Genomic DNA, 24,248 nt, shown 5'->3' with positions numbered 1-24,248 from the left:
TTTATGGGGTGTTAGGCGGCCTCACGGGTGCTGAAAGAAGCGCCTTATTGGGTTCGTAATCAATGGAGTTGCTGGCCTGGCGGCCATGCGGGCGAAGGAAGCATGACGGCCAGTTTTTACGGGTGGCCCAGGGGCAGTGCAGTATAAACCGAAGCCCGGGTTGTCTTTACTTTAGATGCGATAATTGCCGTCCCTTTTCTTCTTTTCTTTTTCCTCGCTATGTCCAAACGCTACCTGTTGCCAGTTCTTGGGTTGCTTGCCAGCCAAGCCCTGCACGCCCAAGCGCCGCCCACTTCCGAAACGCTGCTGCTGCGCGAGCCCGCGCTGAGCCGCGACAAGCTGGCCTTCAGCTACGCCGGCGATATTTGGCTGGCCAACCGCGACGGCTCCAACCCGCAGCGCCTCACGGTGGGGCCGGGCGTCGAAACTAATCCCCACTTCTCGCCCGATGGCCAGTGGCTGGCCTACTCCGGTGATTATGACCGCAATACCGACGTGTACGTGGTGGCGGTGAGCGGTGGGCAACCCCGGCGCCTCACCTGGCACCCCTCGGCCGATGTGGTGCGCGACTGGTCGCCCGATGGCAAAGGCATTCTGTTCAGCAGCTCGCAGGAGGCATATGCACGCTCGTTGCAGCTCTTTACGGTGCCGCTGGCGGGCGGCCTGCCCGTGCGCCTACCCCTGCTGATGGGCGAGAAGGGCAGCTACTCGCCCGACGGCAAACGTTTGGCGCACACGCACATCACCAACGCTACCGACACTTGGAAGCACTACCGCGGCGGCCGGACCGGCCCCATCTGGCTGACGGATATGCAAACGCTGGCCACCGAGGAAGTGCCGCACGAAAATGCCACCGACACTAGCCCGCTGTGGCTGGGCGGTAAGGTGTATTTTTTGAGCGACCGCCAGCGCACCAACAACGTGTTTGCCTACGATGTGGCCACCCGCCAAGTCGAGCAGCTGACCCGCCACACCGACTACGACGTGAAGGCGCTGAGCGGTTTCGGCGACGAACTGGTGTATGAGCAAGCCGGGCGGCTGCACCTCTTTCATACGGCCACGGGTAAGACCAGTGACTTGAAAATTACTATTTCGCCCGAGCTGCTGGCTTTGCGTCCGCAGTACCGCAACGTGGCCTCGATGGTGCGCAACACCGCTATTTCGCCCACCGGCATGCGGGCCGTGGTAGAAGCGCGGGGTGATATTTTTACGGTGCCCGCCAAGAAAGGCGAGAGCCGCAACCTGACGCACTCCGACGGGGCGCACGAGCGCTACCCCGCCTGGTCGCCCGATGGTACGCGCATCGCCTATGTGTCGGATGCCAGCGGCGAGTACCAGCTTATGGTGCAAGACCAACGCGGCACCAAGCCCGCCCAGGCGTATTCGCTGGGGCCGCCGTCGTTTTACTTCCACCCCCAGTGGTCGCCCGATAGCAAAAAAATCGCCTACACCGATAAGAAGCTCAACCTCTGGTACCTCGACCTGGCCAGCAAAAAGCCCGTGCGCGTGGCCAGCGAAACCTACGGCCCCAACGAAGCCCTAGCCCCCACGTGGGCGCCCGATGGGCAATGGCTAGCCTATTCGCAATTGATGCCCAATCACTTGCGCACGCTCTTTGTGTACCACCTGCCCAGCGGCAAGCGCTTCGCCGTGAGCGACGGCCGCAGCGACGCCGACGCGCCGGCTTTCAGTCGCAATGGGAAGTACCTGTTTTTCACGGCCAGTACCGATGTGGGCCTGCGCACCACCTGGCTCGACATGACGGCCTACGACCGCGTGAGCAAGCGCACGCTCTACGTGGCCGTGCTCAACAAGCAGGATGCTTCGCCTTTCGCTCCGCAGAGCGATGAGGAAAAGGGCGCTGCCACTCGGCCCGACTCGGTGGTAGTGGGCAAGCCCGTTGGCAACCGCACCCCCAAAGTGGCCGTGAAAGACCTGAAAGTGGCCGTAAAGGACACCAAGGCCAAGCCAGCTCCCGCGATAAAAGTGGTCATTGACACGGCCGGGCTAAGCCAGCGCATCCTGGTAGTGCCGGGCTCGGTGGTGGGCAGCCTCAGCGCAGTGCAGGCTGCCGATGGCGATAAGCTGTTTTACCTCGAGCAGATGCCGGCTAGCACCGCCGCCGGCCCTACCCCCCCCACCGTGGCCGGCCCGGCCCAGCGCCTGCATCGCTTCGACATGCAGGCCCGCAAAGACGAGGTATTTCTCTCGGAGATTGACGATTATTCGCTGAGTGCCGATGGCAAGAAGCTGCTCTACACGGCCCCGCACGACAGCTACGGCATCGTCGAAACGGCTGGCAAGCCCGCCGCCGGTGACGGCAAGCTCACCATGACTGCCCTCGATGCCTACGTTGACCCGCGCCACGAGTGGGAGCAGATGTTTAACGAGGTGTGGCGCTTGGAGCGCGACTACTTCTACGACGCCAACATGCACGGCCTCGACTGGGCCGCTACCAAGAAGAAGTACGCCGTTTTTCTGCCCCACGTGGCCAACCGCGCCGACCTCAACTACCTTTTTTCGGAAATGATGGGCGAAATGGTGGTGGGCCACAACTACGTGAGCGGCGGTGATATGCCGGCCCTCACGGCTAGCCCCGTGGGCCTGCTAGGGGCTGATTATGAAGTAGTGAACGACCACTACCGCTTCAAGCGGGTATTCAATGGCGAGAATTTTAACCCCAGCCTGCGTGCCCCACTCACCGGACCCGGCGTGAACGTGCAGGCCGGCGACTACCTGCTGGCCGTGAACAACCGCCCCCTTACCGGTACCGACAATGTGTACAGCTTTTTCGAGAATACGGTGGGCAAGCAGCTTACGCTCACCGTCAACGACAAGCCTACCCTGCAAGGCGCCCGCGAGGTAACGGTGGTGCCGGTAGCCAGCGAGGCCACCCTGCGCCGCATTGCCTGGGTAGAGGGCAACCGCCGCAAGGTGGACGAGCTGACCCACGGCCGCGTAGCCTACGTGTACCTGCCCAACACCAGTGCCGAAGGCTACGAGTTCTTCAACCGCTACTATTTCAGCCAGTTAGATAAAGAAGCCGTTATCGTGGATGAGCGCTTCAACGGCGGCGGCTTCGTGGCCGACTACATCCTCGACCTGCTCAACCGGCCGCTACTCAGCTACTGGGCCCCGCGCGAGGGTAGGGCCTTTACCTCGCCCGGCGCGTCCATCTACGGCCCTAAGGTGATGCTGGTCAACGAGTTTGCCGGATCGGGCGGCGACGCGCTGCCGGCGTTTTTCCGGCGCCGGGGACTGGGTACCATCGTGGGCAAGCGCACCTGGGGCGGCCTAGTCGGCATTTCTGGCTACCCCGTGCTCCTAGACGGCGGAGCCGTCACCTCGCCCAGCTTCGGCATCTACAGCCCCGATGGCAAGTGGGAAATTGAAAATCAGGGCGTGCCGCCCGACATCGAAGTAGATGTGCTGCCCGCCGCCACCCAAAACGGCGCCGACCCGCAACTAGCCAAAGCTGTGGAGGTTATCCTAAGCGACTTGCAAAAGAAATCTTTCCAGCCGCTAGCTATTCCGGCCCAACACCCCACGCGGGCAGCGGAGTAAGGCTAGTTTTAAGATAACAAGTCAAAAAAGCCTTCATGCTGAGCTTGTCGAAGCATCTCTACCGCACTATTGGGTGAAGCGGTAGAAATGCTTCGATAAGCTCAGCATGAAGGCTTTTTTAATTATTTGACGCTACTTGCCCACGTCTGGCTAGCCCTCGCTATCGCACTACCTCGCCGTACAAGTCGAAGTCGGAGGCGCCGGTGATGTGCACGTTGGCAAAGCTGCCCTGCGGAATATGCAAGTCGTTGGTAGCCAGCACCAGCACTTCATTGTCCACCTCAGGCGAGTCGAATTCGGTGCGGCCCACGTAGTAGCCGCCTTCGAGCCGGTCGAAGAGCACTTTATAGGTTTGGCCTACGCGCGACTCGTTGTAATCCAGCGATATCTGCTGCTGAATTTCCATAATACGGTCGGCGCGCTCCTGCTTTACTTCGGCGGGCACGTCGTCCACCAAGGTGTGCGAGTGGGTATTTTCTTCGTGCGAATAAGTGAAGATGCCCAGCCGCTCAAACTTCGATTCCTGTACAAATTCGCACAGTTCTGCAAAGTCTTCCTCCGTCTCGCTGGGGTGGCCGGCAATAAGCGTAGTGCGCAATGCAATGCCCGGCACACGGTCGCGAATCTCACGTACCAGCTCCTTCGTGCGGCGCCCTGTGATGCCCCGACGCATAGTTTTCAGCATGTTATCCGAAATATGCTGCAACGGCATATCGAGGTAGCGGCAGATGTTGTCGCGCTCGCGCATCACATCCAACGCAGCCAACGGAAATTGGGAGGGGTAGGCGTATTGTAACCGAATCCAGTCGACCCCGCTCACGTCGGAAAGGCGCTCCAGCAGCTCGGGTAGCTTGCGCTCGCCATAGGCTTGCAAGCCGTAATAAGTTAAGTCTTGCGCAATGAGAATCAGCTCCTTAGTGCCCATACTCACGAGGCGCTTGGCCTCGGTCACGAGGTCTTCCATCGACCGGTCTACGTGCTTGCCGCGCATCAGCGGGATGGCACAAAACGAACACGGGCGGTTGCAACCCTCCGCAATTTTGAAGTAAGCGTAGTGTTTGGGGGTCGTGAGCAGGCGCTCGCCCACCAATTCTTTTTTGTAGTCTGCCTCCAGCACCTTCAGCATTTGCGGCAGCTCAAGAGTGCCAAAATAGGCATCTACCTGCGGAATTTCCTGCTCTAACTCGTCTTTATAGCGCTGTGACAGGCAGCCCGTTACGTAGAGTTTTTCGAGCTTGCCGGCTTCTTTCTCATCTGCGTAGCGCAGAATGGTATCAATGCTTTCCTGCTTGGCGTTGTCGATAAAGCCGCAGGTGTTGATAATCACAATATTAGCATCCGACTTCTTCGCCTCGTGCGTCACCTGGAAGTCGTTGGCACGTAGCTGGCCCATGAGCACCTCCGAATCGACGAGGTTCTTGGAGCAGCCCAGCGTTATAACGTTGACTTTGTTTTGTTTAAGGGTTCTAACTTTCATTCGGATATAGGTTGAACGTCATGCTGAAAGCCGGGAAGCAACTCGCTCACCTCGTTGAATAGCGTAAGGTTGCTAATCCCAGCGAGATGCTTCCCGGCGTTCAGCATGACGTTCTATTAAGTATTTCTCAGCGTAATAGGCTCAAAGCGAAGTGGAAGCCGAGCAACACAGCTGCGCCTCTTCAGGTTCAGTGGCCGCTACCCCCTACTGCGCCTCGAACTGGCGCAGGAACCGCACGTCGTTTTCAGTGAACAGGCGCAAGTCCTTCACCTGGTACTTGAGCATGGTGATGCGCTCGATGCCCATGCCCCAGGCGTAGCCCGAGTATTTTTCGGAATCGATGCCGCAGTTCTCCAGCACGTTAGGGTCTACCATGCCGCTGCCGCCAATCTCGACCCAGCCCGAGCCTTTGCAGATATTGCAGCCCGCGCCCTTGCAAATGAGGCAGGTGATGTCAATCTCGGCGCTGGGCTCGGTGAAGGGGAAGTAGCTAGGCCGGAAACGGATGTTGATATCCTCGCCAAACATCTCGCGCACAAAGTAATAGATGGTCTGCTTGAGGTCGGCAAAACTCACGTTTTCATCCACGTACAGCCCCTCAATCTGATGGAACATCATGTGGGCGCGCGCCGAAATAGCTTCGTTGCGGTACACCCGGCCGGGCATGACGCGGCGAATGGGCAGCGGCTCGGTTTCCATCACGCGCACCTGCACGTTGCTGGTGTGGGTGCGCAGCAAAAAGGGCTGGGTCACGTCAGCGCCGGGGGCAGGCTCCACAAAAAACGTGTCCTGCATGTCGCGAGCTGGGTGATTTTCGGGGAAATTGAGGGCCGTGAAGTTGTGCCAATCGTCCTCAATCTCCGGCCCTTCGGCCACCGCAAACCCGATGCGGGCAAAAATGCGCAGCATCTGCTCGCGCACCAGGTTGAGGGGGTGCCGCGTGCCCAGCGCATTCGGGACGGGGGGCAGGGTATAGTCAAAATTAGCGTCGGCGGGCTGGTTGGCCGACGCGGCCTCTACGGCGGCCTGGGCCTCGTCGAAACGGGCCTGAGCCTGCTGCTTTAAGCCATTTAGCTGCTGGCCAATGGCCCGGCGGTCCTCGGCGGGCACAGTTTTGAGCTGGTCGAACAAGTCGGCCAGGCGGCCTTTGCGGCCCAGGTAAAGAAGGCGAAACTGGTCGAGGGCGGCGGCGGTGCTCACGTCGGCGGCGGCCACCTCGGCGGCCAAGCCCAAAATAGATTCCTGCATGGTACCCACAAAGGTACGGCTCCGCTTGCCGGGCCCCGAAGGGGGTAGGGTTCAAAAAACTGGCATTGCCTTTGCAAAAGGCTTTTCAACCGTTCACCGTTCTCCCTCCCCAATCTCCAACCTCTACTTCGCTATGGTACGCCGACTCCTCCTCCCGCTGCTTGGTTTTGCTTTGTTGGCTACTGAAGCCGCCACCGCCCAAAAACTACCCGTGAAGCCCAAAACTACGGCCGCGCCCCTGCGCGATGCCCGTACCGGCCGCTTGCTAACGGCCCGCGAGCGCCGCGCCGCCGAAGCTGCTGCTAAAGTGGCCGCTGCCAACGCTGCCGCTGCCAATACTATGGCAATGGCTACCCCCGCACAGTCACAGTACGCGGGCTGGAGCGACGAGCCCATGCCCCAAGTAGAGCCTTCTATGAAGCGCCCCACCACCAACCTGTCGGTGGCGCCCGGTATGCCCATCAACCAAGTAGGCCACGGTGTTACGACCGACTACAACGGCCGGCCGCTCAACCACAACACGCCTAACACCAATACCACGCTGCCCTCGCAGCGCTAAGTTGCAGCCAACCACACCTTTCTCACTCATTCTTTCTGCCTCAACGGCCGCCGGGTTAGCTCCTGGCGGTCGTTTTGCGTAAAGGGGGTAGGGCCCGGCGCTGCGGGGCTACTTTCCGCTGCTTTAAATTTTTGTTATGTTTCGCCCGTTCGTTTTTTCGCTGCTGAGCTTGACGCTGCTGGTTGGCGCAGCTACCGCCCAAACTGCTCCCAAGTCTAAAGCCGCTCGCAAGCCCGCCCCGCGCATGGTGCCTAATACCTCGCCCGCTGCCCGCGCCGCCGACCCGCTCCGCGGCACCAACGACAACGGCCGCGGCAACAATGGCTACGCTGCCCCCGGCCAGCCCATCAACATCACCGACAACGGCAAAAACACGCCATCCTACGATGGCCCCGCCGCCCAGCCCGCCCGCACCAATACCACGCTCGCCACGCCTAAGTAGAGTAGGCGCAATCAGTTAGCGCAGCAGCATAAATAAAAGAACGTCAGGCGGAGCGCAGAGATACTTCTCGGCACTCCGCTTGACGTTCTTTTTCTAAATTTTAAGAAGACGGCTACTCGGCGGCATGGTAATACAGAGTACTGCAATTTTCGGGGCGCAGCACAAGCTCGGCGGCCTGGCGCACATCGGCGGGCGTCACGGCTTGCAGCATGGCGGGCTCTTCATTCACAAGGTTGGCATTGCCGAGCAGCTTGCCGATGGCGATGGCCAGCGCCCGGTTGAGTAACTCAATTTCGCCGAAAACCAGGCCTGCTTCGGCTTGGTTTTTTACTTTATCTAGCTCAGCGGTCGGAATTTCTTCGCGTAAGAATTCTGCCACCACTTCTTCCACGGCGCGGTCGGCGTCGGCCAGGGCCACGCCCGCGTTGAGCTTGCCACTCACCACAAACAAGCCGGGGTCGAGCGAACTGGTGAGCGACGACGAAATATTGTTAAACAATTGCAAATCTTTCACTAAGCGCTGGTGCAGGCGCGAGCTTTTGCCGCGCCCCAGCACATCGCTCAGCAAGTCTACGGCGTGGTAGCGCGGGTCGAGGCGAGCGGGCATGTGCCAGGCTTTATAGAGCGCGCTCAGCGGCACGGCGGCCGTGACTTCGGCGCGGCGCGCTTCGGTTTGGGCGGGCTCCTGCGGTAGCTGGCGCTCGTAGCGCGGTCCGCCTTCGATGGGGCCAAACCACTTCTCGGTTAGGCGCTTTACTTCATCAAAAGCCACCGCGCCGGCCACGACTAAAATCGCATTTTGGGGCGCGTAGTGCTTGCGGAAGAAGGCCCGCACATCGGTCATTTCGGCTTCTTCAATGTGGCTGATTTCCTTGCCGATGGTATTCCACTGGTAGGGGTGCGTTTGGTAAGCGAGCGGCTTCAGCTTGAGCCACACGTCGCCGTAGGGCTGGTTGAGGTAGTTCTGCTTAAACTCTTCGACTACCACTTTGCGCTGCACGTCGAGGCCGTTTTCCGAAAAAGCCAGGTCGAGCATCCGGTCGCTTTCGAGCCAAAAACCGGTTTCAATATTGGCAGCGGGCAGCGAGAGGTAATAATTGGTGATGTCCTGCGAGGTGAAGGCGTTGTTTTCGCCGCCCACTTTCTGCAAGGGCTCGTCGTAATTGGGCACGTTCACCGAACCGCTAAACATCAGGTGTTCAAACAAGTGGGCAAAGCCTGTGCGGCGGGCGTCCTCGTCGCGCGAGCCCACATCGTAGAGGATGTTGAGCACGGCAAGGGGGGTAGTGAAATCTTCGTGCACCAAGCAGCGCAAGCCGTTGGGCAGGGTAAACTCCTGAAATTGAATCATGAACGAAAGAGGGAGGCGGCGCCAGCTAATCGGGCCGCCGCAAGTAAGGTCAAAATTTAAAATCTTCAACACCAGCGGCGGCCTTCTGGTTGCGGGGCGCCCCAGATGCTGGCGCGCGTGCCCAGCCACCCGGTACGGGGTAGGAATACGAGCGGGCGCTACTTGACCTATGCTGGGCAGGCAAGCAGCAGGCAGCCAATGGCATAGATTGCTCACATAAGGAGCAGCCGACCGGTGGCTTGCGGCTACCAAACCAAGCCGCGCACGCAGCCAAAACTACGGTAGCGCCGGTAGTAGCGCCACAAAGAGGCGGGTGCCAAGCCTGCCGAGTAGTGAAAATGCCGCCGCTACCTTTGCCCCTCGCAACTCCGCCCTACCCCCCTCATGACGTTTAACCGCCACGACTACCCCAACGACCTGCTGCTGCGCCTCTACCGCGAGCTGCTGAAGCCACGCCTTATTGAGGAGAAAATGCTGATTTTGCTGCGCCAGGGCAAGGTAAGTAAGTGGTTTTCGGGTATTGGGCAGGAGGCTATTTCGGTGGGCAGTACGCTGGCCCTCAAGCCCGATGAGTACATCTTGCCTCTGCACCGCAACCTGGGCGTGTTTACGGGGCGCGGGGTGCCGCTGGGCCGGCTGTTTGCGCAGTGGCAAGGCAAGGAAACGGGCTACACCAAGGGCCGCGACCGCAGCTTTCACTTTGGCACCAACGAGCACCACATCGTGGGTATGATTTCGCACCTAGGACCGCAGCTCGCCGTTGCTGATGGCATTGCGCTGGCCGATTTGCTAGATAAAGAGCCCCGCGTGACGCTCACGTACTCGGGCGATGGCGGGGCTAGTGAGGGTGATTTTCACGAGGCATTGAATGTGGCGGCGGTGTGGCAGCTGCCGGTCATTTTCCTAATAGAAAACAACGGCTATGGCCTGAGCACGCCCAGCAACGAACAGTTTCGGTTTAAGTCGTTCATCGACAAAGGCCCGGCCTACGGCATAGAAGCCGTGCAGGTCGATGGCAACAACGTGTTGGAGGTGTACCATACCATTAATCGGCTGGCCGAAGACCTGCGCCAAAACCCGCGTCCGGTGTTGGTAGAAGCTCTTACTTTTCGCATGCGCGGCCACGAGGAAGCCAGCGGCACCAAATACGTGCCCGCCGAGCTGCTGCAGGAATGGGCCACCAAAGACCCTGTCGAGAATTATGAAAAGTGGCTGCTGGCCGAAAACATCCTCAGCGAAACGGCCCGCGTGCAAACCCGCGAAACCCTTAAGCAGGAGATAGAGAAGGGCTGGCAGGAATCGGAAGCGGCCCCTGCCCCTACCCCCGACGACGCCCGCGAGCTAGCTGATATGTACGCGCCCTTTGCGCAGCCCGAAAGCAACCCGCCCGCCGACGGCCCTGCCCCCGAAAAGCGTTACATCGACGCCATTTCGGAGGGTTTGAAGCAGAGCATGGAACGCTTCCCCGAACTGGTGCTCATGGGCCAGGACATTGCCGAGTACGGCGGCGTATTTAAGATTACGGAGGGCTTTATGGCTGAATTTGGGAAGGGTAGGGTGCGCAATACGCCGCTCTGCGAGTCGGCCATTGTGGGCGCCGGGTTGGGGCTGAGCATCCGGGGTAAGAAGGCGATGGTGGAGATGCAATTTGCTGATTTCGTGACGTGTGGCTTCAATCAGATTGTCAACAACCTGGCAAAAAGCCACTACCGCTGGGGCCAGAACGCCGACGTGGTGGTGCGCATGCCCACTGGCGCGGGCACAGCGGCCGGCCCCTTTCACTCGCAAAGCACGGAGGCGTGGTTTACGCACGTGCCGGGCCTGAAAGTGGTGTATCCTAGCAATCCGCACGATGCCAAAGGGCTGCTTTGCGCAGCGCTGGCAGACCCCAACCCCGTGATGTATTTCGAGCACAAGTTGCTGTACCGCTCTCTAAGCGGGCCGGTGCCGGAGGCATACTACACGACGCCCATCGGCCAGGCAGCGCTGGCGCAGGAGGGCAGCGACCTCAGCATTATTACCTATGGGCTGGGGGTGCACTGGGCGCTGGCGGCGTGCAAAGAGATGGAAATCAAAGCCGACATTCTGGATTTGCGCACCCTGCTACCTTGGGATAGCGCCGCCGTGGGCCGCACGGTGCGCAAAACCGGCCGCGTGCTCATTCTCCACGAAGACACGCTAACGGGCGGCTTGGGCGGCGAGATAGCAGCTTGGATAGCCGAAAATTGCTTTAGTAGCCTCGATGCGCCGGTGCGCCGCGTGGCCTCGCTCGATACGGCTGTGCCGTTTGCGCCGCCGCTTGAGGCAGGGTTTTTGCCGCAGCAGCGGCTGCGCGAGCAGCTGCGGGCCCTGCGCGACTACTAGCCTGCAGGCGGTAGCTGTTTAGCTAAGTAATTTTATAATAGTCCGGCTTATCCTTGTTATGCCTTTGTTGAAACCGCTCCTGCGTTGGCTGCCGCTGCTCCTGCTGGGGGTGCTGAGCAGCTGCACCGTTTATAACAAGATTTTTCATCCGTACCGCCTGCCTACCCCGGCCATGAACCCCGAGGCGAAGGCCAAAGCGCGGGCGGCCGAAAAAGCGCGCCACAAGGGTACCTCGCTCAAGCCAGCCGAAGTAACGACCGATGCCACCGACCCCGCCGCGCCGGGCGCCGCGCCCGGCGATGCCGCCGATAAAAAGAAAACGCTGTCGTACGGCGAGCTGCCCGAAGGCACCAAGCTTAAGTACGACAAGCACTTGCTGCTGAAAAAACCCAAGCTAGAGCGCCGCAAGCGCCACCACTACGACACGGGCCCCCTACCCCCTCGCGCCGCCAGCCGCGATGCGCGCCGCATGCGCAAGCACTCGAAAGGCAAAGGCTCGGATAGCCCCGGCCGCAAGGCCAGCACCGCGCCCGATGCCCCGACCCCCGACGAGGGCATGCCGCCCGCTGCCCGCCCTACCCCCGCTCCCGAGCCGCAGGCGGCTCCCGCGCCGGCCAAGAAAAAAGATAAAAAAACGCCCATTCCGAAGCCCGACCCTACTCAGCCCGCGCCGGGTAACTAAGCCCGCCCCGCCGGCCGCGAAATGCGGCTAAGATTTTGCTTGCCAGCGGCTAGTTATTGGCCCTTCCTTTTTCTGCTCATGTTTCGCTCTTCTATTTTGGCGGTGGCCTGGCTGCTGTCCACCGTTGCGCTGGCGCAAATAGCGCCTACTAGCCCGGCTCGGCAGCGCGCCGAAAACCGGCGGGCCCTGCGCGAGGCCCGCGCCACCGAAGCCGAGTACAAAGACAGCCACCTCGACGTGACACGCCAACACCTGAAGCGTGGCGGCCTAGCTGCCCCGGCGCCCCTGGCCGGCGAGCCCCGCTTCGACCGCGACGGCACGCCGCACGTGACCACGCCCAAGTACCCCGGCTTGCGGCGGCGCAAAGCGCAAGTCGAACCCGGGCCGTAGTTATGCAGTTTAAGAGCCAGGCCCGCGCGTGGCTACCGCGCCACCAGCGCCCACTTTGTTGATTCTCCTTTTACGATAAATTACTCTTTTTATGGCTACCCCTTGGCTTCCCCTTACCCAGCCCGAGCAGCTGCACGCCATCGTGCAGGAGTCGCACGAGCATCCGGTTCTTATTTTCAAGCACAGCACCTCGTGCTCCATCAGCGCGGCGGCGAAGGCTAAAATCGAGCGCCAGTGGCCCGACGCCACCCTCCCTGCCGACACCCCCATCTACTACCTCGATTTGCTGCGCTACCGCCCCCTCTCGGCCCAAATTGCCGCCGAGCTGCACGTGCAGCACGAGTCGCCACAGTTGCTGCTTATCCAGGATGGCGAGGTGCGCTACCACGCCTCCCATATGGGCATTAAGCTTAGCGAGGCGGGTGCGGCCGTAGTGGCCAGCTAGTAGCGCTACGTTTCTACCCAAAAGCCCCGGCATCTACTTGATGCCGGGGCTTTTGGGTTTTTATCCCTACCCCCCTTTATTCTTTCGGGGCAGCGACAATCTTGACACAAAAAAACCATCAGCAAAACCCGGGTTAGCGAGCTCTGCTGATGGCCAATTAAGTAGTAACTGCTAGGTTACATCTTCATATTAGCGTCGGTGCTAGCCATTTTCAAGTGGCCTTCTACTACCGGCAGGGTAGTGGTAATCCAGCCTTGCAGTTGGGCGTCTTTGGTCATCTGCTGGTGGGCTTTCAAGGTGTTGGCAGTTTTCTGGTGGTCGGCCACCATCTGCTGAATATACTTTTCCTCGAAGGCTTTACCCGATAGCTTTTCCATTTGGGGCGCCATTGCTTTGTGGTCGGCATCCATGTCGGTGGGTAGGGTCACGCCCGCTTTGGCGGCGATGGGCTTCAGGTTGGCCGAGCTCTTCGTATGGTCGGTAATCATCTGGTTAGCATAGGTCTTGGCCGTTTCCGACACACCTTTGGCCAAGGCCATTTTGCTAAGTTGAATCTCGTTCTGGTCTGAGTGAGCCGCCGACATCATAAACTCGGCGTCGTTGGCGTGCGGAGCAGTCGGGCCGTTAGGGTCACCACCTTCCGACTTGTTAGAACCGGCCATGGCGGGCTGATTCTCGGGGCTGGCAGCGCCCGCCGGCATGGCAGTAGTGGCAGAGTCGGTGGTAACGCCCGATTTGGAAGCCGTGTCGTTGCCGTTGCCTTCGGTGGTAGAGGAGCTACAAGCATTCAAAGCCAAGAGGCTAGCCCCAAGCAGGGGCAGGAAGAGGCGTTTCATAAGACTAACTGAGGTGGGGGTAGGGGCGGGTATACGGTGGGGAGGAAGTAATGTTTGTGGTTTATAACTAGTTGGCCACCGAATAATGGGTTGGGTAGCAGCCCGATTTATTTTTAAAAACAGCATTAAACTTCTAGCCGCAGCTCGACTCTTAGCCTATACAACTACTTGCCAATTTACCTTTTACCTATCTCCCTTATGCGCCAGCGCCCTACTCTTCACTCCTTCGCACTAGCAGCCCTGGCGGGCGGCTTATTGCTTGCAACGAGCTGCCAAAAAAATGAGGTTATCGCCGACGATGTAGTGTCGGCGGAAGACGCTGGCCAGGGCGACGAGGAAAACGCGACTACCGCCGACCTCGTCGAAGCCGCGGCCCCGCAGGATGCCACCGACTCGGCTAGCCCCACCGTGGGCGGCTTAGCCGATATGCAACGCCTGCTTTCGGGCTGCGCTACCCGCACCTACGACGCCAAAACGCGCACGCTAACCCTCGATTTTGGGTCTACCAACTGCTTGTGCCCCGATAGCCGCTACCGCCGCGGCCAACTGATAGCTGTGTTCAGCGGCCCCTACCGCCAGGCTGGCGCGGTGGTGACTATCAACCGCACCAATTATTTCGTGAACGACAACCAGCACCTAGGCACTCGCATCATCACCAGCCTCGGCGGTGGCTCGTTCGACCTTAGCGTGCAGAATGCCAGCATCATCTTCGCCAATAATGGCGGCACGACTTCTTGGACGTCGCAGCGCCGCTACACCCGCACCGCGGGCTTCGGCACGGCCACCATTCTCGACGATGCCTACACCATTACGGGCTCGCTCACGGGCACCAATCGCCGCCTAGTGAGCTACACGGCCACCATTCAGCAGCCGCTGGTGAAAAAATTTGCGCTGGGCTGCGCCCGGCATTTTGTGGCTGGCACCGTCGAAATCGCTAATTCCAACCAAAAAGCCATGCTGCTCGACTACGACCCCGCCGGCACCCAAACCTGCGATAACGTGGCGTCGGTCACGTTCAATGGCAAAACGCACACTATTTACTTGCGCTAATTAGCAACTAGTTAGAATACATGGACTAATTCCAGCCGTCCTTCCCTTCTACTGGTTAGTTATAAAAAGAGGCTGCCTAAACCAGGCAGCCTCTTTTGGCTTAAGAGCGCGATATTTTACCGGTCAGTGCGGGGCCGCCCTACCCCGCTGCTGCGAGCAAGGCCTCAGCCAATAGCAAGTCTTCGGGCGTCGTGATTTTGAGATTGCGGTAATCGCCCTCCACCAGCTGCACGGGGTGCAGGTCATCGACCACGCTGGCATCGTCGGTGAAGGTGGGTAGCTCGGGCAGGCGGTACGCACGGCGCAGCAGCGCCAGGTCGAAGGTTTGGGGCGTCTGCATGAGGCGCAAGCGGCGGCGGTCGAGCGGCGCCGAGCCCGCAGCAGCCAGCATGCGCACCGAGTCTTTGGGCGGCACGGCGGCGCAGGCGGCGCCGTGGGCAGCGGCGGCCTGGTAGGTAGCCTCAATCACGGCGTGCGGCACCAGCGGGCGCACGCCGTCGTGCACGGCCACTAGCGCGCCGCTGGCCGCATCGGGGGGTAGGGCGGCTAGCCCCGCCTTCACCGAGGCCCAGCGGGTGGCGCCACCTTGCACCAAGGTATGGGGGGTAGTAAGCTGGTACTGCGCAATTACTTGCCGCCAATAATCGAGCTGGTCAAACGGCAGCACCACCACCACCTGCGCTATGCCCAAGGCGGGTTCGGCAAAGCGGCGCAGCGTGTGCAGCAGCACCGGCTCGCCTTGCAACAGCAAAAACTGCTTGGGCCGGTCGGCGCCCATACGCAGCCCGCTACCCCCCGCCACCAGAATGGCGTAGCGGTGCGGCGCAAGGAGGGGGGTAGGACTAGAAATGGCTGGGGTAGGCACAGGCATAAGAGTGAAAACAAGGAAGTAGCCCACAAAAAAAGCGCCCCGGCGCCAGACGGCGACGGGGCTCTCTCTTTATATCTCTCAAATTGGATGCCAAACGGCGGCCAACTTACAGAATCAGCATGGCGTCGCCGTAGGCGAAGAAGCGGTATTTCTCCTTAATAGCTTCCTGGTAAGCCGCCATCAGCAGGGGGTAGCCGGCAAAAGCCGAAGCCATCATCACCAGCGTGCTCTCGGGCAGGTGGAAGTTGGTTAGCAGCGAGTTAGCAATTTTGAAATCGTAGGGCGGATAGATAAACTTGTCGTTCCAGCCCTGCGTCACCTTAATGCGGCTGTTGGCTGACACCGAGGCGTCGAGCGCCCGCATGGTGGTAGTGCCAATGGCGCACACCTGCTTTTTAGCGTCCATGGCTTTGTTGACCACCTGCACGGCATCGGCGTTCACGAAAAACTGCTCCGAGTCCATTTTGTGCTTGGTCAGGTCTTCTACGTCTACGTTGCGGTAGGTGCCAAGGCCCACGTGCAGCGTCACGTACGCTTTCTCTATGCCCTTGATTTCCATGCGCTTCATTACCTCGCGCGAGAAGTGCAAGCCAGCGCTTGGCGCGGCCACGGCGCCAATGTTCTCGGCAAAAATCGTTTGGTAGCGCTCTTTGTCGGCGGGCTCGGTTTCGCGCTTCAGCACTTCTTTGGGCACGGGCGTTTCGCCCAGTTCGTAGAGCGCCTTGCGGAATTCCTCATCGGTGCCATCAAACAAAAACTTGATGGTGCGGCCGCGCGACGTCGTGTTGTCAATCACTTCAGCCACAATATCTGACTCGCCGAAGTACAGCTTGTTGCCCACGCGGATTTTGCGGGCTGGGTCCACCAGCACATCCCACAGGCGGCCTTCTTTGTTAAGCTCGCGCAGCAGGAAAACCTCGATTTGCGCGCCAGTCCGCTCTTTTTGGCCATACATGCGGGCCGGAAACACTTTGGTGTCGTTGAAAACGAAGACGTCGCCCTCCACAAAATAATCCAGCACATCTTTGAACATCTTGTGCTCAAACTGGCCAGTGGCGCGGTTGACGACCATTAGGCGGGATTCGTCGCGGTGGCGGGCAGGGTGACTGGCAATCAGCTCTTCGGGGAGTTCAAACTTGAACTCATGCAGTTTCATCGCCATGATGGGCAGTACTAGGGGGAAGTTACCGAAAATTCGGGGGGCAAAGGTACGGTGTTCTTTTTAGATTGCCAGCACCTTTAACCCGCTGGCAGGGTTGCCGGCTAAAAAACATCGGGCGAGCCAACTAGCTGCCGCTAGCGGTGCAGGCCGAAGCATGCCGTTATTTGGGTTCTAAAATCCCCCGTTCATGTTCCTGACTATCCGCCTCGTACTCGAAAGCTTCGCCTTTGCCTGGCAGGCGCTGCGAGCCAACCTGTTACGTACCATTCTGTCGCTGCTGGGCGTCACGGTAGGCATCTTCTCCATCATCGCCGTTTTCATGGTAGTCGATTCGCTCGAAGCCAACGTGCGCAGTAGTATGAACTTCTTGGGCGACAAGGTGATATATGTGGGGAAGTGGCCCTGGGTCTTCGAGAATAATTTTCCGTGGTGGAAATACTTCAATCGCCCAGTGCCCACGATGCGCGAGTTTCAGCAGCTCCAGCGGATGCTGCCCGCCACTAGCCAGAGTGGGGTAGCCATTTTCGTAGCCAAGGGCGGCAATACGTTTAAGAGCGATGCCAACTCGGTAAGCGACTGTGCGTTGCAAGGCGTGAGCTACGAATACCGCAACATATCGAGCGTGCCCATCGAGCAGGGCCGTTACTTCACCCCACAGGAAATGGATGGGGGTAGGCCGGTAGCCATTATTGGGGCCACTATTGCCGAAAATCTCTACCCCCAAGGCGAGCCGGTAGGCCGGCAGTTCAAGACGCAGGGCCGGTACTTCACAGTAATTGGGGTGATGAAAAAAGAGGGCAAAAACCTGCTCGGCACGCCCAGCAACGATGCCAACTGTATTATTCCCTACGGCGCCTTTGCCAGCATTTTTGCCATGAGCAGCACCGGCATGAGTGGCCCCTCGCCCTCGCTCGGCGTGAAGGGCCGCGACGACGACCCCGGCCTGCTCAACCTCGAAGCCGAGATGCAGGGCGATATGCGCATCATTCGGGGCCTCAAGCCCCGCGAGGAAGATAATTTTGCCCTCAATCGCCCCGAAATGATAGCCTCGGCCATCGGTAAGCTGTTTAGCGTCATTGGGTTAGCCGGCGCCATTATCGGCTCGTTTGCCATGCTAGTTGGCGGGTTTGGTATTGCCAACATCATGTTTGTGTCAGTGCGCGAGCGCACCAACATCATCGGGATTCAGAAATCGCTGGGGGCCAAAAACTACTTCATTCTGTTTCAGTTTCTCTTCGAAGCCGTGTTTTTGTGCTTACTCGGCGGTGCCACCGGCATATTTTTGGTGTGGCTCATTACGCTGATTCCACAAGACAGCCTCGCGCTGTTTCTGAGTGCAGGCAATATTTCGTTGGGCCTGCTGGTGTCGGTCGGTATTGGGGTGCTGGCGGGCATTATCCCGGCCGTGATGGCGGCCAACCTCGACCCGGTTATTGCCATTCGGGCAAAATAAGGGGGGTAGGGTTTACCGTTGCGAGTGCAATGATAAAATCAGCTTAGCAGTGTCTTATCTTCGCGCCCCTACTTTTGGCCGCCCCGCTTCACCGAGCCGGGGCGGTTTCGTTTTCCCCACCCTGGTTATATGTCCAAACTCAAAAAAACTAGCAGAACCAAGGCTTCCGACGAAAGCCTGAACGCCGGCTCCGGTAAAACCATCGTGCAGCCCAACGTCAACGATAACAAGCTGACTTCTATTACCGAACTGCGCCAGCAAACCGGCGGCGTGGCCAAAAACGGCACCGACCCCGACGAGCAGCGCATCCGCAAAGCCTTTGTCGATAAAGACTGGAACGAGATAAAAATCGCCGACAGCTGGCAGATTTTCAAAGTGATGGCCGAATTTGTGGAGGGCTTCGAGAAGATGTCCAAAATTGGCCCTTGCGTGAGCATCTTCGGCTCGGCCCGCACCAAGCCCGAAAATCCCTACTACCAAATGGCTGAGGAAATTGCCTCCAAGTTGGTGCGCCACGGCTACGGCGTTATCACGGGCGGCGGCCCCGGCATCATGGAGGCCGGCAACAAAGGCGCCCGCGCCGAAGGTGGTAAGTCGGTGGGCCTCAACATCGAGCTGCCTTTCGAGCAAACCCACAACATCTATATCGACCAGGATAAGTGCATCAATTTCGATTACTTTTTCGTGCGCAAAGTGATGTTTGTGAAGTACGCGCAGGCCTTCGTGGGCATGCCTGGCGGCTTCGGCACCATCGACGAGCTATTTGAAGCCCTGACCCTGATTCAGACCAAGAAAATTGGCCGGTTCCCCATCGTACTCGTGGGCTCGGCCTACTGGGGCGGCCTCTTCGATTGGATTAGCAACGTGATGCTGGCCGAAGAGCATAACATCTCGCCCGAGGATATGAGCCTCGTGCAAATTGTGGACGATGCCAGCGAGGCCGTCAAAATCATTGATGATTTTTACCACAAATACTCGTTGTCACCCAATTTTTAGGCTACTATATAATTTGCCGAAAAGCCGGACGGAAACGTCTGGCTTTTTTGTTGGAATAACCTCGGAGGCGCCTACCCCCGTAGGCATAGCCTCCCCGACCTTTGCCCTACTATGCCCGACCAAGTTCCTACCCCCGCCAAAAAGCTTTTCCTGCTCGACGCTTTTGCGCTCATTTACCGCTCGCACTTTGCCTTTTCCAAGAACCCGCGCATTAACTCGAAGGGAATGAATACTGGGGCCGTGCTGGGCTTCACCAATACGCTGGTAGAAGTGCTGCTGAAAGAAAAGCCGACCCACCTGGGCGTGTGCTTCGACTCGGGCAAGAAAACGTTTCGGCACGACAACTTTGCCGAGTATAAGGCGCAGCGCCAGGCCATGCCCGAGGATATCGGCATTGCCATCCCGTATATCAAAGACATTATCAAGGCCTTCAACATCCCCATTTTGATGATGGATGGCTACGAGGCCGACGACGTGATTGGCACCATTGCGCAGCGCGCCGAGGCCCACGGCTTCGAGGTGTTTATGATGACGCCCGACAAGGACTACTGCCAGCTTGTGACCGAGCACATCAAAATCTACCGGCCCGCCTTTATGGGCAACGCGGCCGAGGTGCTCGACGTGGCACACGTGCTCCAGCGCTTCGAGATTGAGCGCGTGGAGCAAGTGACGGATATACTGGGCTTGCAGGGCGATGCGAGCGATAATATTCCCGGCATCCCAGGTATTGGGGAGAAGACGGCCAAGACGCTCATTAAGCAGTACGGCTCAGTCGAGAACCTGATTGCCAACGTGGACCAGCTCAAGGGTAAGCAGCAGGAAAACGTGCGCAATTTTGCCGAGCAGGGTCTGCTGAGCAAGGAATTGGCCACGATTCACGTGAACGTGCCCGTCAATTTTGAGCCCGAAGAACTAGCCGTGGGCGGCGCCGACGAGCCACTGCTGCGCCAGCTGTTCGAGGACCTGGAGTTTCGGCAACTCGCGGCGCGGGTGCTCGGCGAAGGAACTAAGGCGCCCGGCCCGGCGGCCCCTACCCCCCGCGGCGCGCGCCGGCCTAAGGTGGCGGCACCCGCGCCGGGTAGCTTGCAGGGCTCGCTGTTTGGCGAGGGCAGCGCGGCGGTCATCAACGCCGCTGAAAATGGCGAGCTGGGCCCCGACGGGGGGGGTAGCGAGTACTACGACGGCCCCAAGAAGACGCTCGAAGACGTGCCGCACAACTACCACCTGGTTGATACGCCCGCGCTGCGCAAGTCGCTGCTTAGCTTCTTGTTGCAGCAGGCCGAGGTGAGCTTCGACACCGAAACCACTGGCCTCAATACCCAAACGGCACGGCTGGTGGGCCTGTCGTTCAGCTACCTGCCGGGCGAGGCTTACTACGTGCCCGTGCCGCAAGACGACGCCGACGCGGCGCAAAAGCTGGTGGAGGAGTTCTGCCCATTTTTTGAGAGTGAAACCATCCTGAAAATTGGCCAGAACATCAAGTATGACCTGCTGATTCTCAAGAACTACAGTGTGCGCGTGGCGGGGCCGTTCTTCGACACCATGCTGGCGCACTACCTCATCGAGCCCGACATGCGCCACAACATGGACGTGCTGGCCGAAACCTACTTGCACTACTCGCCGGTGCCCATCACCGACCTTATTGGAACCAAGGGCAAGAACCAAAAGACGATGGCCGACCTCGACCCGGCCCTGGTGAGCGACTACGCCTGCGAAGACGCTGACGTGACGTTGCAGCTGCGGCACGTGTTCGAGCCGATGCTTAAAGACCTGGGCTTGCTAGGCTTGCTCAACGACGTGGAAAACCCGCTGGTGCCGGTACTGGCCGACGTGGAGTTTGCGGGCGTGCGCATCGACTCCAACGCCATGAACGAGTACTCGGCCGAGCTGCAAGGCTACGTGCAGGAGTTGGAAACGCAGATTTTTACCGAAGCTGGCCAGGAGTTCAACATTGGCTCGCCCAAGCAATTGGGCGAAGTGCTGTTTGACAAAATGGACATCGGGAAGGGTAAAATCAAGAAAACCAAAACCGGCCAGTACGCTACCGGCGAGGAAATCCTGAGCCAGTTGGCGGCCGATAATCCCATTGCCGGCCTCATCCTCGAATACCGCCAGCTCAGCAAGCTGCGCTCGACCTACGTGGAGGCCCTACCCCAGCTCGTGAGCCCGGTCGATGGCCGCGTGCACACCTCGTTTAACCAAGCCGTAACGGCCACCGGCCGCCTCAGCTCGACCAACCCCAACCTCCAGAACATCCCGATTCGCACCGAAAAGGGCCGCGAAATTCGCAAAGCCTTTGTGCCGCGCGACGACCAGCACGTGCTGCTAGCCGCCGACTACTCGCAGGTGGAGCTGCGCATCATGGCCGATTTTTCGGGCGACGCTACCATGATTGAGGCCTTCCGGCTGGGGCAAGATGTGCACGCCAGCACCGCCAGCAAGGTATTTCGGGTGCCGCTGAGTGAGGTAGATGGCGAAATGCGCCGCAAGGCCAAGACCGTGAATTTTGGCATCATCTACGGCATCTCGGCGTTTGGCCTGGCCCAGCGCATCGGCATTAGCCGCAAAGAGGCCACGGACATTATCGAGACGTACTTCCAGGAGTTTCCGTCGGTGAAGGCGTTCATGGACGACAGCATTAACCGCGCCCGCGAGCTCGAATACGCCGAAACGCTGCTTAAACGCCGCCGCTACCTGCGCGATATCAACTCGCGCAATGCCACCCTGCGCGGCTACACCGAGCGCAACGCCATCAATGCGCCCATCCAGGGCACGGCCGCCGATATCATCAAAATGGCCATGATAAATATCCACGAGTGGCTGATTCAGGAGCGCCTGGGTACCAAGATGATACTGCAAGTGCACGACGAATTGGTGTTCGACGCCGTGAAGGAGGAAGTGGAATTTATCACCCCTAAAATTCGCGAACTTATGACTACCGCGCTGCTCCTACCCCGCGGCGTGCCCTTGGAGGTAGAAGTGGGGGTAGGAAGCAACTGGCTGAAAGCACACTAGCAAAAAATGGGCACCCACCAGCCGCCGCATTAGCGCTGGTGGGTGCCCATGGTAGCGGGGGGTAGGCGTTATAGTTGATGCTCGGCGAGAATTTTTTCGAAATTCTCGGCCCATTTATCCCAGTTCAATTCTTCCTCAAATTTGGCGCGGCTAGAAATAACGAGCTGCTGATACGCATCTTTATCTGCGTATAGTTTGGCAATTAGCGCGGCATATTCTTGGCCATCAGCTTCAAGCGGCAGGCAGTAGCCATTTACGCCATCAATAACTGTGTCTGCTACCCCTCCCACATCCGTTGTGATAACGGGTACGCCGTACGCATTGGCCTCGGAATTGACAACGGGAGTACAATCGGCCCGGGTGGGCAAAAGTAAGAAATGGACGGAAGCGAACAGGTCAACGAAGGCTTCGAAGTCGGCGGCATTGTTCTTATTCAAGAACGGAATTACTACTAGGTTGGGGTGGGCAAATTCGGGCGGCGGAATACAACCACACACAATCAGTTTTGCTGCAATTCCTTGGTTGAGTAAGCATTGCAAGGTGTCGAAGGCGATGTCGCCCCCTTTGCGCTCCCAATCGACCGACAAGAAAAACAAGGTAAGTAGGCTGTTCTCCTGCTTTCTAAAAATAAGGTGGGGGGGTGGAACCGCGTCGATGTTGGCCCCAAACTGCATGATTTCAATTTTGTTGGCCTGTACGCCATAATCGCTGATAGCCGACTGGCGGGCCCACTGCGACGTAAAAACAACCAGGGAGCTTTTGCGCAAGGCTCTTTTCTCCAGGAAGTTGCCTTCCCATTTCGAGAAAGAATTCAGGTTATGAAATTCTTTTTTGTAGGCGGAAGAGTAAAGCTTGTAAGTGGCATCGCCAAAATAAATAATGGGCAGCTTCGTGCCGCAGTAGGCTAGCTCAGAGGCCGCCGCGGGTGCCAACAAGAAGTCGTAGTGCCGCCCCGCCATCTTCCATTGCAAATACAGGGAGGCGTAAATATTTTTTAACAAGCTGTATTTGGGGATGTACTCGGTCTTAAAAACAAGGCGAGTAAATTTGGCCATGCCGCGCAAGGCTTTGTCCAGCACCCAAGGGATTGGCACTGGTCCCAAAAAATCTACGCTGCCAATGTTTTTTTGCAGCGTTTGCCCCAGATAGTAAGTTATACCCGACCACGAGCGTTTATCCAATGGGTCATTGATGCTGAAGTAGGCAATTTTCTTGCGCTCGGTCGTTTTCATAGGCAGAACAGAATAGTGGGCTGATAGCAAAGCTCTGTTCTACCGGTATTTGCCGCATCAGTGGTAACACTGAATTGTTACTCAGATAAATACCTAATTTTAGTCGAAGGGATTCGTGCCTTTTTTGCCTTTATCGGCCCCAGTTACTTTTCATGCCTTCTCCCAAAATTGCTCTTCACGCCGCCTGCCTAGCCTACGTGCAGCTGCGCCTCGACGCCGCTCGCGCTGGCATGGCCGCCGCCCAAGAGTCGTCCAATTCCGAAACCAAGAGTAGCGCCGGCGACAAGTATGAAACCAGCCGCGCCATGGCCCAGCAAGAGCGCGACCGCCACGCGGCACAGCTCCACGAGGCCCAAAAGCTGCTGGCCGACATGCAAAAGCTTAACCCCGAGCTGCCGAGCGACACCGTGCGCCCCGGCGCGCTGGCCGCTACTAGCCTGGGTTTGTTTTACATCAGCATCGGTGCCGGCAAGCTTACCTCGGCTGAGGGCCAAGAGTTTCTGGCTGTGTCGCCGGGTGCGCCGGTGGCGGCGGCCCTTAGCGGCAAGCGAGCTGGCGAAACAGTCGTCTTCAATGGCAAACCCGTGCAGGTGGTAGCCGTGAGCTGAGTGGTGCACCCTATTGGCCAGGCAGGCCGTATGACAGGGCACGGAAAAAGCATCCTTTTCTCTTGTTCCTGCTATGTCAGAAAAGACTAACACGACCACCGCGCAAGATGTAGCGCGCTATGTACTCGGCACTTTTATGGTGGGGGCCGGCGTGGGGCACCTCACTTTTGTGCGCAAGCCGTTTCAGGCCCAGGTGCCCGATTGGGTGCCGCAGGACAAAGACACCGTGGTGCTCGAATCGGGGGTGGTAGAGATTGGCCTTGGCTTGCTGATGTTGTTTAACAAGCGCTACAAAGTCCCGATGGGGGTAGGGCTAGCTGCGTTCTACCTGGCCGTTTTCCCTGGCAACATCCACCAATACCTCGACAGCCTCCCGGCCTTGAGCCTCGATACCGAGCGCAAGCGCTACGTGCGATTGTTCTTCCAGCCGGTACTTATTGGGCTGGCGCTGTGGAGCACCGGCGTCTTCAACTCGAAGCGCGCTAAGTAACCCGCAGCCCCGC

At 58.8% G+C, this 24,248-nt stretch carries 20 protein-coding genes; 13 read left to right on the top strand and 7 right to left on the bottom strand.

Going from position 1 to position 24,248, the window contains the following annotated elements:
* The first annotated feature begins 219 nt into the window (after nt 1-219).
* Complete coding sequence (locus GO988_RS07530; RefSeq protein ID WP_157563794.1) at nt 220-3,564, top strand: S41 family peptidase; 3,345 nt, start codon at nt 220-222, stop codon at nt 3,562-3,564.
* A gap of 160 nt (nt 3,565-3,724) precedes the next feature.
* On the opposite strand, the gene rimO is transcribed toward GO988_RS07530, so the two are convergent.
* Entirely contained in the window at nt 3,725-5,041 is a 1,317-nt protein-coding gene (gene rimO, locus GO988_RS07525) for a 30S ribosomal protein S12 methylthiotransferase RimO (protein ID WP_157563792.1), read from the bottom strand.
* Between the two features lie 204 nt (nt 5,042-5,245).
* Nucleotides 5,246-6,289 (bottom strand): phenylalanine--tRNA ligase subunit alpha, encoded by a 1,044-nt coding sequence (gene pheS, locus GO988_RS07520; RefSeq protein WP_157563790.1) that lies wholly within the window; start codon nt 6,287-6,289, stop codon nt 5,246-5,248.
* 133 nt (nt 6,290-6,422) lie between these two features.
* On the opposite strand from pheS, the gene GO988_RS07515 reads away from it, so the two are divergent.
* Nucleotides 6,423-6,848 (top strand): hypothetical protein, encoded by a 426-nt coding sequence (locus GO988_RS07515; RefSeq protein WP_157563788.1) that lies wholly within the window; start codon nt 6,423-6,425, stop codon nt 6,846-6,848.
* Between the two features lie 136 nt (nt 6,849-6,984).
* A complete protein-coding gene (locus GO988_RS07510; protein ID WP_157563786.1) occupies nt 6,985-7,290 on the top strand; it encodes a hypothetical protein in 306 nt (101 codons plus the stop codon).
* 112 nt (nt 7,291-7,402) lie between these two features.
* Here GO988_RS07510 and GO988_RS07505 read toward each other — a convergent pair whose 3' ends face one another.
* Nucleotides 7,403-8,641 (bottom strand): M16 family metallopeptidase, encoded by a 1,239-nt coding sequence (locus tag GO988_RS07505; protein WP_157563784.1) that lies wholly within the window; start codon nt 8,639-8,641, stop codon nt 7,403-7,405.
* 384 nt (nt 8,642-9,025) lie between these two features.
* On the opposite strand from GO988_RS07505, the gene GO988_RS07500 reads away from it, so the two are divergent.
* The 4 genes from GO988_RS07500 to ytxJ all read left to right on the top strand — a co-directional run bounded on the left by GO988_RS07500 (nt 9,026) and on the right by ytxJ (nt 12,522).
* Complete coding sequence (locus GO988_RS07500) at nt 9,026-11,005, top strand: alpha-ketoacid dehydrogenase subunit alpha/beta (protein ID WP_157563782.1); 1,980 nt, start codon at nt 9,026-9,028, stop codon at nt 11,003-11,005.
* A 58-nt stretch (nt 11,006-11,063) separates the two neighbouring features.
* Nucleotides 11,064-11,687 carry a hypothetical protein gene (locus GO988_RS07495; protein ID WP_157563780.1) on the top strand — a complete coding sequence of 208 codons (624 nt, stop codon included), beginning with the start codon at nt 11,064-11,066 and terminating at the stop codon, nt 11,685-11,687.
* A 78-nt stretch (nt 11,688-11,765) separates the two neighbouring features.
* On the top strand, nt 11,766-12,077 hold the full coding sequence (locus GO988_RS07490; RefSeq protein WP_157563778.1) for a hypothetical protein: 312 nt from the start codon (nt 11,766-11,768) through the stop codon (nt 12,075-12,077).
* A gap of 91 nt (nt 12,078-12,168) precedes the next feature.
* Nucleotides 12,169-12,522: a bacillithiol system redox-active protein YtxJ gene (ytxJ, locus tag GO988_RS07485; protein WP_157563776.1), complete on the top strand. Its 354-nt coding sequence runs from the start codon at nt 12,169-12,171 to the stop codon at nt 12,520-12,522.
* 176 nt (nt 12,523-12,698) lie between these two features.
* Here ytxJ and GO988_RS07480 read toward each other — a convergent pair whose 3' ends face one another.
* Complete coding sequence (locus tag GO988_RS07480; RefSeq protein WP_198172569.1) at nt 12,699-13,358, bottom strand: DUF4142 domain-containing protein; 660 nt, start codon at nt 13,356-13,358, stop codon at nt 12,699-12,701.
* A gap of 198 nt (nt 13,359-13,556) precedes the next feature.
* Between GO988_RS07480 and GO988_RS07475 the strand changes: the two genes are divergently transcribed.
* Nucleotides 13,557-14,408 (top strand): hypothetical protein, encoded by an 852-nt coding sequence (locus GO988_RS07475; RefSeq protein ID WP_157563772.1) that lies wholly within the window; start codon nt 13,557-13,559, stop codon nt 14,406-14,408.
* A gap of 139 nt (nt 14,409-14,547) precedes the next feature.
* On the opposite strand, the gene GO988_RS07470 is transcribed toward GO988_RS07475, so the two are convergent.
* Together GO988_RS07470 and queA are read right to left on the bottom strand one after the other, a co-directional pair.
* Nucleotides 14,548-15,279 carry a 2-C-methyl-D-erythritol 4-phosphate cytidylyltransferase gene (locus GO988_RS07470; protein WP_157563770.1) on the bottom strand — a complete coding sequence of 244 codons (732 nt, stop codon included), beginning with the start codon at nt 15,277-15,279 and terminating at the stop codon, nt 14,548-14,550.
* Between the two features lie 106 nt (nt 15,280-15,385).
* A complete protein-coding gene (queA, locus tag GO988_RS07465) occupies nt 15,386-16,435 on the bottom strand; it encodes a tRNA preQ1(34) S-adenosylmethionine ribosyltransferase-isomerase QueA (RefSeq protein ID WP_157565379.1) in 1,050 nt (349 codons plus the stop codon).
* A 193-nt stretch (nt 16,436-16,628) separates the two neighbouring features.
* On the opposite strand from queA, the gene GO988_RS07460 reads away from it, so the two are divergent.
* The 3 genes from GO988_RS07460 to polA all read left to right on the top strand — a co-directional run bounded on the left by GO988_RS07460 (nt 16,629) and on the right by polA (nt 21,905).
* A complete protein-coding gene (locus GO988_RS07460) occupies nt 16,629-17,894 on the top strand; it encodes an ABC transporter permease (protein ID WP_157563768.1) in 1,266 nt (421 codons plus the stop codon).
* Nucleotides 17,895-18,023: 129 nt separating this feature from the next.
* Complete coding sequence (locus tag GO988_RS07455) at nt 18,024-18,890, top strand: LOG family protein (protein ID WP_157563766.1); 867 nt, start codon at nt 18,024-18,026, stop codon at nt 18,888-18,890.
* Between the two features lie 111 nt (nt 18,891-19,001).
* Complete coding sequence (gene polA, locus GO988_RS07450) at nt 19,002-21,905, top strand: DNA polymerase I (RefSeq protein ID WP_157563764.1); 2,904 nt, start codon at nt 19,002-19,004, stop codon at nt 21,903-21,905.
* A gap of 68 nt (nt 21,906-21,973) precedes the next feature.
* Here the strand turns inward: polA and GO988_RS07445 are convergent, their stop codons facing one another.
* Entirely contained in the window at nt 21,974-23,137 is a 1,164-nt protein-coding gene (locus GO988_RS07445) for a glycosyltransferase family 4 protein (protein ID WP_157563762.1), read from the bottom strand.
* Between the two features lie 152 nt (nt 23,138-23,289).
* On the opposite strand from GO988_RS07445, the gene GO988_RS07440 reads away from it, so the two are divergent.
* The gene (locus GO988_RS07440; RefSeq protein WP_157563760.1) at nt 23,290-23,745 is read left to right on the top strand and encodes a 3-oxoacyl-ACP synthase; all 456 of its coding nucleotides are present in this window, start codon (nt 23,290-23,292) and stop codon (nt 23,743-23,745) included.
* A gap of 73 nt (nt 23,746-23,818) precedes the next feature.
* Complete coding sequence (locus GO988_RS07435) at nt 23,819-24,235, top strand: DoxX family protein (protein ID WP_157563758.1); 417 nt, start codon at nt 23,819-23,821, stop codon at nt 24,233-24,235.
* The last annotated feature ends 13 nt before the right edge of the window (nt 24,236-24,248 follow it).

It is taken from the genome of Hymenobacter ginkgonis (assembly GCF_009755225.1).
In the GTDB taxonomy this organism is placed as follows: Bacteria; Bacteroidota; Bacteroidia; order Cytophagales; family Hymenobacteraceae; genus Hymenobacter; species Hymenobacter ginkgonis.
This window is presented reverse-complemented; position numbering and strand designations above follow the sequence as displayed.